Annotated in this window: 4 protein-coding genes; 1 reads left to right on the top strand and 3 read right to left on the bottom strand. The window is 55.3% G+C overall.

The features are described from left to right. The first annotated feature begins 319 nt into the window (after window positions 1-319). Window positions 320-1,243: a diaminopimelate dehydrogenase gene (locus V6C16_RS01160; protein ID WP_333535780.1), complete on the top strand. Its 924-nt coding sequence runs from the start codon at window positions 320-322 to the stop codon at window positions 1,241-1,243. Window positions 1,244-1,734: 491 nt separating this feature from the next. On the opposite strand, the gene V6C16_RS01155 is transcribed toward V6C16_RS01160, so the two are convergent. The 3 genes from V6C16_RS01155 to V6C16_RS01145 all read right to left on the bottom strand — a co-directional run bounded on the left by V6C16_RS01155 (window position 1,735) and on the right by V6C16_RS01145 (window position 10,977). After that, the gene (locus V6C16_RS01155) at window positions 1,735-2,166 is read right to left on the bottom strand and encodes an ACT domain-containing protein (protein WP_333535779.1); all 432 of its coding nucleotides are present in this window, start codon (window positions 2,164-2,166) and stop codon (window positions 1,735-1,737) included. Between the two features lie 26 nt (window positions 2,167-2,192). Next, window positions 2,193-2,402 (bottom strand): twin-arginine translocase TatA/TatE family subunit, encoded by a 210-nt coding sequence (locus V6C16_RS01150; protein ID WP_333535778.1) that lies wholly within the window; start codon window positions 2,400-2,402, stop codon window positions 2,193-2,195. A 223-nt stretch (window positions 2,403-2,625) separates the two neighbouring features. After that, a complete protein-coding gene (locus V6C16_RS01145; RefSeq protein ID WP_333535777.1) occupies window positions 2,626-10,977 on the bottom strand; it encodes a VCBS domain-containing protein in 8,352 nt (2,783 codons plus the stop codon). Window positions 10,978-11,334: the final 357 nt, after the last annotated feature.

Raw genomic sequence — 11,334 nt, 5'->3', positions numbered from 1 at the left:
TACATTCTCAAAGTTTAAGTCACGCTCGCTTCGATGCTTAACCGCGCAAGTAAATTGCGCTTGCATCTTTGCGGCGGGCGACTGCTCACGCAGCCGCCAGAGCAATTTCAAAGTGAAATTGCTCTAGTGCGCAGGACTGTTTGGCTTTTTATCCAGGGGCCGGATCATTATGGGAACTTACGGCGGTAAGTTCCTTTTTTTGGGAAATTTTTTGGTACCGCCGGTTGGCCGTATGAAACGTCAGTTTTTGAAAAATAAATAATACGGCGGATTTTATGATCCGCATTTGTACTGAAAACAAAGAGCACTGGAGGAGTATATGAGTACTGTCAAGGTTGCGGTACACGGTTTGGGCAATATCGGCAAGGCTGTCATAGATTGCCTGCTGTGCGCCCGGGATTTTGATTGTCTTGGTGTCGTGCGGCGTGCTTCTTCCTTGGGCGCGCAGCCCTTCTCTTTGCGTGGCGTACAGGATTATGCCTCCATTGATGCGTTGATTGCCGACCGCGGCACACCCGATGTGGTCATCATTTGCGGCCCTTCCAGAAATGTGCCGCAGGACGCGAGCCACTATTTGGCAAAGGGCATCAACACCGTTGACAGCTTCGACATCCATTCTGAAATCCCTCAGGTGGTGACAGATCTGGACAAGGCCGCCAAGGCCGCGGGCAAGGCGTGCATAACCGCAGCAGGATGGGACCCGGGAACAGATTCCGTGCTACGTGCGCTTTTTGAGGCCATGACGCCCACAGGAACAACATTCACCAATTTTGGCCGGGGCCGCTCCATGGGACATTCCGTGGCTGCCAGGGCAATCGACGGTGTGGAAAATGCCTGTTCCATCACCATTCCCATTGGCGGCGGCAAGCATTCGCGCCTGGTCTACGTTCTTCCCGCTGCCGGGGCTTCTTTTACCGATATCAAGCAGAGAATCGCAGCTGACCCATATTTCAGCAATGATCCTTTGGACGTGCGCGAAGTGGGCAGCCAGGAGGAACTGGACGCTGTGGCCGATAATTCTCATGGCGTGCTTATGGAGCGCATCGGCGCTTCCGGCAGTGTTTCCAACCAGCATCTGAGCTTTGATATGCGCATTGATAATCCGGCCCTGACGGCACAGGTTCTTGTGTCCTGCGCACGGGCCGTGACGCGCATGACCCCTGGTTGCCATACGCTCATCGATGTGCCGCCCGTGGCCTTGCTGTCTGGCGACCGCATGAAAAATATTGCCCGTCTGGTTTAGAGCAATTTCACTTTGAAATTGCTCTGGCGGCTGCGTGAGCAGACGTTCGCTACGGAGGCGTAAGCGCAGTTTATCTGCGCGGTTAAACGCCGAAGTGAGCGCGCCTTAAACTTTGAGAATGTATATTCTCAAAGTTAATCTGCTCTAATGACGTAGCGTTTAACGACGTGGATGAGCAGGGCAGGCGGTCTGTGGGGGGCGCGTTCTTGATCTTCACTGTTGCCCGCACGGTCGTCTGCGCTGTTTCGAAGTTCATCTGTGGCGCAATTCATTGATAAGTTTGTGATACTGACAGAAACTGCACCCGTCCCCATTGCCGAACTTTTCCGGCCCATGAGGGGAGAGGAATATGGGGTCGCCCAGAGAAAAATCCCCTTCAGGAGTGTTCCTGAAGGGGATTTTTCATGATCTTCAATGCCGTGCGCAGGCTTTGCGCAAAGCCAGATTTCAGAATGTCATTGCGCAGCCCTGCCAGGTCTGCCGCCGGGGGGCTATCTTGCGCAAAGGCGGGCAGCAGGAATGATGGTAAAGTTGTTTGCCAGCAATACTTCAACAGCCTGGTCCACCTTGTCGAAACGGAAGATCATGACGGCGCTTTCTTCTTCACGCTGAACAAAGGCATACATATATTCAACGTTTATGCCGTTGCGCGAAACAAGCTGCAGAACGGAATCAAGGCCGCCGGGGGCGTCTGTGACTTCCACGGCAACCACGCTGGTGCGGCCCAGGGTAAAGCCTTTTTCTTTGAGTATGGTCTTGGCCTTTTCATGGTCGCACACAATCATGCGCAAAATACCAAAATCCGAAGTGTCCGCGAGGGAAAGCGCCCGGATATTGATGCCGGCTTCTGCCAGGGCATGCGTTACTTCCGCGAGGCGTCCGGCCCTATTTTCCAAAAAAACGGATAACTGCTCTGCTTTCATGACAAAATCCTTTATATCCGGCCGACTCAGGCTTTATGGCTGGTATCGTCATCAGTGGAAGAAGGCTTTTTGTCCTTTGGCGTGATGTCGATTTCATCCGGTTCGGAAGACGCACGGCGGAAGTTGCGGATGGCTCTGCCAAGTCCGCCACCGATTTCCGGCAGTTTGTTCGCGCCGAAAACCAGCAGAACAACCACCAGTATGAGCAACAATTCTTGCATGCCAATGCCGAACATGCGGCAAGCCTCCGTTATGGGGTTGGGCTAAAAGCCGGATTGCGCCTCAGAACATAAGCCGCACAGGCCCGGAGGTCAAGGTGGCATATGATTGAGGTCAAGGGCAGGCGGCATGGACGTGGCTGAAGGACAAGGCCGCGGGCGTCCGTCTGCGGCACAAAAAAGGCGGGCCTTTTTCCTGATATCAGAAAAAAGACCCGCGCAATCAGAGTATGGCTTTTACTTATGCGCCTTCGGCCAGCACTGCCTTGGCAACCAGTATGGTCATGTCGTCATTGGTAAACGCCGCATAATCATTGGACATACTGTCTGGCGTCTGGTCGGCGCTGGCGCTCCAGCCAGAAGACAGCACGATTTTTTCATCGTTGTTCAGGAGCACTCCGTGGTTTTTGAGGTCGGACAGGCTGGTCAGCCCCTTTCCGCCATCCGTCACAAAGATTTCGATGTTCTGGATGGTATTGGTGGTGGGGTTGGCAAACAGGCTGTCAAGGGTCTCCTTGTCAGCACCGATCATCAGGTCAATGCCCGTGCCGCCGTCCATGACAGTATTGCCGGCGCTGAACACGAGCACGTCATTGCCTTCACCGCCGTAGAGCTGATTGCTGCCCGTGCCGCCGTCAAGGTAGTCATTGCCGGCGCCGCCATACAGGGTGTCGTTGCCGTCACCACCAAACATGGCCTCGTTGCCGATGCCGCCCTTGATGACATCATTGCCGCCGGAGCCGAGCAGCAGATTGTCCGAGCTGTCACCGTACAGTGTGCCGGGTGTATCGAGCGCCTTGACGGTGTGGTCGCTGCTGACAGTGATCTCAAGCTTGCTGTCCACTGTTTCCCATCTGTCATGCACGGTGGTGGTGAAGGATTCATTCAGCGTGCTGCCCTTGTCCAGATGCTGCACAGTGGGATTGCTCATATCCAGTTCATACGTGTATTTGCCGGTGGCGCTGTCAATGGTGAGCGTGCCATACAGCCCCTGCAGGGTGATGGAACCCGAACCGTCATCAACGCCGCCTTGCAGCCCGTAAGTGAGCACGTCGTTGGCATCAACATCGTGCCCATGCAACTGCCCAATAATCTGGGAACCGTTGAGGGCAAAAGGCACATAGATGTTGCCGCCGGCCTCTTCGAGCACAGGCGTGTTGTTGGTGCCCGTGACGTTGACGGTTACGTCCTTTGAAGCCCAGCCGCCCTTGCCGTCAGAGACAAGCACCGCAAAGGTATCACTGGCGAGCTGCCCCTGCGAAAGCTGGTCTGCGCCCGCGTGCAGAACATAGGAGTATGTTCCGTCCGCAGCGATGGTGACTGTGCCGTAGGTTCCCTTGTAGGTCTGACTGTTGCTCGATCCTGCATTGGCGGCACCCACAAAGTAGGACAGGGAATCATTGGCATCAATGTCGGTGGCAAAAACCTGCCCGTTGATCGCCATGCCGCTGCCTTCGGTGATGTCAGTATTGCCGGGTTCCCACGAGGAGATGACCGGAGCGTCGTTGGTTCCTTCAACCTTGACGACAATATCCTGTGTCGTGTTGTTGCCCTGGGGGTCGGTGACCTGAATGGTGAAGCGGTCTTCCACCGATTTCCCCTTGCCCAGAGACTGCACGCTGCTCAGATCGTTATCCAGCTGATAGGTATAGGTTCCGTTGGCGTCAATCACCAGCTTGCCGTAAACGCCTGTGGCTGTTCCCGCGAAGCTGCCGCTGCCGGTGGTGGAAACGCCGAAGGTGTGGCTGCCCATATCCTTGGCATCGTCCAGCACGGTGACAGTGGAGTGGCTGTGGAGGATTTCATCTTCCTTGACGGTGAGGTTTGCAGCCATCTTGATGACCGGCGTGCTTTCCGTGCCTGTCACGCTGATGGTTACCGTTTCCTTGGCCAAAGCCCCGTGTTCGTCCTTGACGAAAATGGTAAACGTTTCTTCGCGTACTTCATCGGGATTGATGACCAGTGCCTTGTCTTCAATAAGGCTGTAGGTATATTTGCCGTTGTTATCGATGCTCAGCGTGCCGAACTGCCCCGTAACCTTCTGGGAAGAGCTGTTGGTCGCGCCGTCGCTGCCCACGTAGTACGAGAGTCTGGCTCCATAGTCCACGTCGGCTCCCACAACGATTCCGCTTACCGCGCTGCCGCCTTCGGTGGCGTAGAGCGCAGGCTCAAAGGATTCGATGGTAGGGGCGGTGTTGGTTCCCTTGATGGTGACGACAATGTCTTTCTGTACTGTTTCAGCGCCATCGCTGACGTATACGGTAAAGGTTTCCGTTGTGGTCTGACCCTGGGCGAGCTTGTGAATAGCAGGGTTGGAATCATCAAGCGTGTACGTATAGTTGCCATTGCTGTCGATGGTCAGGGTTCCGTACTGCCCGGTGGCGATTGAGCCTTGCGTGCCGTCCTTGACGCTGACGCCGAAGTTGTGCGTGTCCGTGGCGTCCACGTCGCTGAAGATCAGCGTGGCAGAACTGGTAAGCGATGTGCTTTCCGTAACGGTCAGTCCAGGGGCGCTGGTGATGACAGGGGCATCGTTTGCGCCGTTGATGGTTACCGTAAGCTTGGTTTCAGTGGTTTTGCCGTGTTCGTCCCTGACCACGACAGTAAAGGTTTCGGTCTCGTGATCGTTCCGGCCCAACGCCTGAACCGCCGGATCGGCGTTGTTCAGCACATAAAGGTACTGTCCGGTGGCCGAACTGATGGTGAGCGTGCCGTAACTTCCCCGGGCGATCTGGTCTGTCTGGCCGTTGCTCTCGATAAAGTACTGCAACTGCGCGCCAGCGTCAGGATCCGTAGCTTCCACCTGGCCGGAGGCAAAGACCATGTCGCTTCCATTCGGCCCGGTTCTTACGTCGTCTTCCGTAACTTCGGCAACGGCAGCCTTTACTTCCGGCGCGTTGTTTGTGCCGGTAATGGTGATGACAACATCACGGGCATCTGTCAGGCCGTCACTGTCCGTGACAGTTACCGTGTAGGTAAGATCGACCGACTGCCCCAATGCCAGTTTTTTAACCGCATCACTGTCGTTATCCAGCGTGAAGGTATATTTGCCGTTGGCATCAATGACAAACTTGCCGTAAGCATCGTTGCCGCCAACGCCGGTGGAAGTGAACGTATGGGTTTCGTGGGCATCTTTGTCGTGCACCATGCTCTGGCCGGATACGTCGGTACCGTCCTCCGCGATGCTCAGGCCGTTGTCCACAAAAAGAACCGGGGCGTCATTGGTTCCCTTGATTGTCACGTCAAGGGGTTCAACAACGGTGGCGCCATGCTTGTCCGTCACGGTGACATAGAATGTGTCCGTGAGATGATCATCTTTATGCAGGCCCTGAACGATATCAAGCCCGTTGTTGAGGGTATAGGTGTACTCGCCGGTGTCGCGGTTGATAGTCAGCGTGCCGTATTGACCCTGCACAACAGTTTGCAGCGGTCCGGTGTTGCTTGTAGCCGCGCCGTAGGTGATGCCTGTGTCTACATCGTCATTGACCTGAACATGGCTGCTGTCAGACAGGGCAGAGTCTTCCGTAACGGTCAGGTTGGTTACCGTGGCTGTGGGCGGAGTGTTGTCACCCTTGATGGTAATGACAATCTCCGTGGGGGCGGAAGTGTCGCTTGAAGCATTACCGGAGTTGTCTTTCGCGACAACGGTGAACCTTTCTTCCAGGGTCTGGTCAGCATTGAGTCTGGCGTGGCCGGTATTCAGGAAGTATTGGTACTCTCCCGTATCCTTGTCAATGGTGATGACGCCGTGGTCTGTTTCGATCTTGTCGACCAGGTTGCCATCCTTGTCTTTAAGGAAATAGGACAGGGTGTCGCCTGCATCAATGTCGGTCGCTTCCACGCTTCCGTTTACACCGGTACTCTTGGCAATATCCTGACCCTCTGCATGCACGCCGCCAGGAGTGGTGATGCGCGGCTGGTCGTTGGTGCCTTCAACGGTGACAGTGATATCTATCTTGCCTTCCTGGGGATGATGCACCGTGAAGGTTTCGGTCTTGGTCTCACCATCGCGCAGGCTTTGTACGGCGGTGCTGTCGTTATTGAGCACATACGTGTAGCTGCCGTCAGGCTTGAGAATAAGAGAGCCGTACAGGCCGGTATTGGTCAGTACAGCATCTGTGCCGTCACTGTTTTTCAGATAAAACTGATCAGTAGGGTCGCTGCCGTCTTGCAGCGTAAGCTTGCCGCTGGCGGTTATATAGCCGTCATTTATCCCGTCTGCGTCCACATCCTCTTTGACGTCAAGGTCAGTGACCTTGAGGTTCTGCGAAGGGGTGTTGCCCCCCGGATCATTTGGGTCAATAGGGTCGGTCGGACCACCGCCGCCAGAGCCGCCGCCGGGACCCTTGCCGATGACATTGATGGTGATGGTGGCATCGTCAGTGGCTCCGTGGGGGTCAATAACGCCCACCTTGAATTCTTCCGGGACGTTTTCGTCTTTGCCAAGCTCCTTATACGCGGAGCCATGTATATTAAGATGGTACGTGTATTCTCCGGTCAGGGTGTTGATGGTGATGCTGCCGTATTTTCCCTCAATGGTCTGCACATACTGGGCGTCATCGCCTTCGCCCTTTTCGAAGTAGAACTTCAGTTCGGAAGCGGGGGAGTCGTTGGTGTAATATTTGTTGTCCACGTCTGTGGCCCGGACCTGTCCGGAGGTCTGCAAGGAAGTCGCCGGCCCGTCGGGCTGCCAGTCCTTGGCTGTGAAGACAGGGGCATCGTTGGTGCCTGTAATGACCACCGTAATGGAGCCGTCAACGGAACTGCTGATGTCCTGACCTGTACCGTTGGTGTGTCCGGTTGTGAGAGTGACATCGAACTTTTCGTTCACGCTGTCGCCCACGTTAAGGTACTGGACGTTTTCGGTGTTCAGCTTGTAGGAGTACGTGCCGTTCGCATGCAGGGTCAGCGTGCCGTACGTGCCCTCAATTTCAATGGAATCGTTGCCGGTAAGGTTTTTGCCGTCGGCCGAGATGCTCACCAGCTTGTCGTCAGCGTCCTTATCATCCCATACGATAGTGCGGGTTCCCGACTGCTCGGTATCTTCATCCAGAACCACAACCGCCGTTTCCATCGTGGGGTCGTCCTGGGTTCCCTGAATGGTGACCTTTATGTCGCCATCCACAAATGCGCCGAGGTTGTCGGTGACGCGCACCACAAAGGTATCATCAACAAACTGGCCTTCAGACAGGAACTGCACCTTGTCATTGTACAGATGGTACGTGTAGCTGCCGGTGAATGTTTCCAACTGGATGTACCCGTATTTGCCCTCAATGGTCTGCGCTGTGCCGCCATCGTAAACAAGACTGTAAGTGAGGGTTTCTCCGTCAGGAAGATCAACGTCGGTAGCCTCAACCTGCCCGGTGGCAACAGTCGTGCCGCCGTCTTCGTGAAGTTCCTGATCCTGTGTAGAGCCTTTGAGTTCAGGCCTGTCGTTGGTACCCACGATGTTGACGGTGATATTCATCTCGCCGGTATTGTCATTGGGGTCAACAGCAACAATGGTGAAACCGTCACTTGCGTGCTCATTGGCTTGAAGTTCATTGACCGCGTCGCTGGCATCATTGAGCGTGTAGGTATATTTGCCGGTATCGGGATCAATGGTGACAGTACCATACGTGGTGACAAGCGTGGTTTCATGTTTGCCTTCGCTGTTGACAAAGTAGTATTTCAGGTTTTCAGTCTCGCCCTTGTCGGGGTCAACAGCCTGAACCTTGCCGGAAACAGTGCCGCTGCCCTGATATTCTTCGTTACCGAAGTAGTTGGTGAGCTTGTCGCTGGCATCTACCGTACCCACGCCGGATTCACGTACCTGAAACACTTCGGACGGAACAATGAAGGCCGGCGCGTTGTCCTGCCCGTGTACGTTGATGACAAGCTGCTTGTTGTCTGTAGCGCCGTGCTCGTCAGTTACCGTAACGGTGAAAATATCTTTCACCGTTTCGCCGGACTTGAGTTCCTGAACGGTGCTGAGGCTGTTGTTCAGGGTGTAGGTATACTTGCCGGTGGCCGGATCAAGTGTGAGCGTGCCGTACTTGCCCTGAATGACCGCGCCGGGAAGAAGCGTGGGGGGAGCGCCGTTGGCATCGGTAATGGAATAGGTAAGTGTGGCGCCGTAGTCTATGTCGCTGCCCTCGGCGGAACCTTCCACCTGGAAAAACAAATCGTTTTCCATCAGGTCATGCTGACCCATGTCTGCCAGTTCGGGCCTGTCGTTGGTTCCTACCACGGTGATATTAAGGTCGCTCACGCTGGTTGCGCCCTTGTCATCCGTAATCATGACAGGAAAGCTGATGGTGACGGTTGAGCCTTGCGGCAGTCTGTCCGCAGCGCCGCCTGCCGTGGTGTCAAGTTCAAACGTGTACGAACCGTCGGCCTTGAGCTCCAGGGCGCCGTACTCGTTTTTGATGACCACCTGGGTGGCGTCTTCAGAAACCACGGTATTGGTCAGCCCGTTGGGCACATTGTTGCTCTGGGCCGTGCCGCCGAGCTTGACCGTGCCGACCTCGGTTACACCCTTGGTACTCCAGCCGGTTTCAGTGACCACCCGGTAGGTGTGGGTGGCGCCGTCATCCTTGTCGATGACGTTGCTGCCAAGAGCATCAGGGTTGTTGAGTTGCCCGCTGATGGAAACCTTTTCATACTGGTAGGAACCGGAATCACCGGCGACATCTCCCGGGGTGTCGCTGGTGTCCTCGTTGCCGTCGTGTACGCCGGAGTCCTTGAGCCACTGGGCGTTTTCAACCGCAAGGTAGGGCCTGTCGTTGGTTCCTTCAATGTGGACATTGATGTCGTGTGATTCCGGGTCGCTGTGCCCGTCAGTTACCGACACGGTGAACTTGTAGTCCACATTGTCGCCCTCGGCCAGATGGTCAGCCTTGGCGTTGTCCAGCTTGTAGGTATATTCGTAGGTGATTTTTTGCTCACCGGTGGCGGGATTCACAGTGCGGCGGGGAATGATGGTCAGAACGCCGAATTCTGTTGTGACAGTCCATGTGCCATTGGTTCCGGCAATGGCGTTGCAGCCGGGTATGGCGTTGCCGTTGCTGTCGGTGATGGTGGCAGTGAGCACATCGGAAGCATCCTTGTCGCTCACGGAAAAACTCTTGCCGGCCGAAGAGGTTCCCTTGATTTCATAGTTGTTGCCGGCATGGCTCTGGGTCTGGCCGGGATTGTTCACCGCCGGGTCAGTCTGCGCGCCCACGCCGCTTTCCTTGAGCACAAGGGGGCCTGAACCCGAAGTGTCGATGGTGGGAGCGTCATTGGCGCCGTTGATGGTCACGGTGATGGTCTGGCTGGAATTGGCTCCCCATTTGTCGGTGACGGTAACTTCGAAGGTTTCCACCTTGCTCTGGCCTTCGCCGAGCCTCTGGACTTCGGAACTGTCGTTGTTCAGGGTATAGCTGTACGTACCGTCAGGGTTGACGGTCAGTGTGCCGTACTTGGTGCTGAACGTGGAGGTTTCGCCAAAATCGCCGTTGTCGGGGCTGCCCTGAGTGTCCGAGCCGGAACGGATGGAAAAGGAGTGGTTGAGGTTGTCCTCACCAAAGGCCCAGTGCCCGTCGCTGTCCGGATCGAAAACCGCGTAGGTTCCGGGGGTAACGATATTGGTGTCTTCTGTTACCGAAATGTGGCCGTTTCCGGCATCGGTAACGCTGATGATGGGGCGGTCATTGGTTCCCTCAATGGTTACCGCTATTTCGCCCCTGACCACGCCGCCACGGCCATCGGAAACGACCACATTGAATTTTTCTTCAATATTCTGATCGTTAACGCCAAGAAAATCGCATTTGCCCTGGTCGATGGTATAGGCATAGGTGGGCGGCACGTCATTGGTGTTGAGCACCAGGGTTCCATAGGCCGTGACAAGGGTCTGCACGCCATTGGACATGGTGTTGGATACAATGCCGGATGCCGTGTAGGGGTCTGCAGCTTCAAGGCGGTATTGCAGCACGTCCTGGGGATCGGGATCGCTTGCGTATATCTGACCCTTGGCGCTGGGGGTTCCGGCAATGGGAGTATTGGGGTTGGAAGAAGTGGATGTGGGACCGACACCGGACTCTTTAAGGTTCAGGTGATCGGTATGCGCTCCGATTTCCGGCGGCTCGTTGGGTTCGGGCGGCAGGGGGGGCACAATGGTGTCGGCAGCAGGCGAGACAGTGGCAAGAAAGCCCAGACCGTTTTCGGATTGAGAACCAGCGCCGGAGCCGTCAATGCCCATGTCCAGGCCATTCAGGTGGTCAATGCCGTCCATGAGGGCGGAATCTCCCCATTCGCTGTAGCGGGCCGAGCGTTCGGCGGCAGTGGGGCCGGCTGCAGGCGCGAGGTCAGGAGCAAAAGCGCTGAAAAAATCTGCGCTGCTCACAAGTTGACCCTCTACTTCAAAATCTGGCGCATTGTCCTTGTTGTATTCGGAGTAAAAACTCTCAATACGTATGCTGGAGCCGTCGTCAAAGGTGAACAGCAAATCATCTCCCGACCGTTCAAGGCTTGCCTGATCAGCGGGAAAATTTAATGCAATTCTGGAGTCAGGCGCTGCTGTAACAAGAGTTTGTTGTGAAACGGCGGGACGGGAAAGGATAAGAGTAGGCATGGATGATCTCCTGAACGTTTGCTCGGCAAAAGCAGTCAGAACTGCCGCCGGGGCGAAACGCCTCGTAAAGCATGTACGATGAACTGCGTGGCCGATTCAAAAGAAGGCGGGATGGATTATGGAAGGGGGCAGATTGACTGCCCGAGGCCAGATATGCGGGAGACGCCTGACCCCATGTCGCCTGTTTTTTAGCGCGACATTGTGGAAAGAACTTTAGCCAAGGTTAGCAGCTAAAGTGTTTTGCTATGTAATAACGATTATTGGTTAACACCATTTTGCGTTATAGTCAATCCACGTAACGAAGTTACCTCCAAATTCGCGCGGCCCCTGCTGCGGTAAATAAAAATTTACTTTTGG

It is taken from the genome of Desulfovibrio sp. 1188_IL3213, from assembly GCF_036763145.1.
In the GTDB taxonomy this organism is placed as follows: domain Bacteria; phylum Desulfobacterota; class Desulfovibrionia; order Desulfovibrionales; family Desulfovibrionaceae; genus Desulfovibrio.
This window is presented reverse-complemented; position numbering and strand designations above follow the sequence as displayed.

Coding starts and splice junctions, on each gene's coding strand:
- V6C16_RS01160 (WP_333535780.1), top strand. CDS start 320: ATGAGTACTGTCAAGGTTGCGGTACACGGTTTGGGCAATATCGGCAAG.
- V6C16_RS01155 (WP_333535779.1), bottom strand. CDS start 2,166: ATGAAAGCAGAGCAGTTATCCGTTTTTTTGGAAAATAGGGCCGGACGC.
- V6C16_RS01150 (WP_333535778.1), bottom strand. CDS start 2,402: ATGTTCGGCATTGGCATGCAAGAATTGTTGCTCATACTGGTGGTTGTT.
- V6C16_RS01145 (WP_333535777.1), bottom strand. CDS start 10,977: ATGCCTACTCTTATCCTTTCCCGTCCCGCCGTTTCACAACAAACTCTT.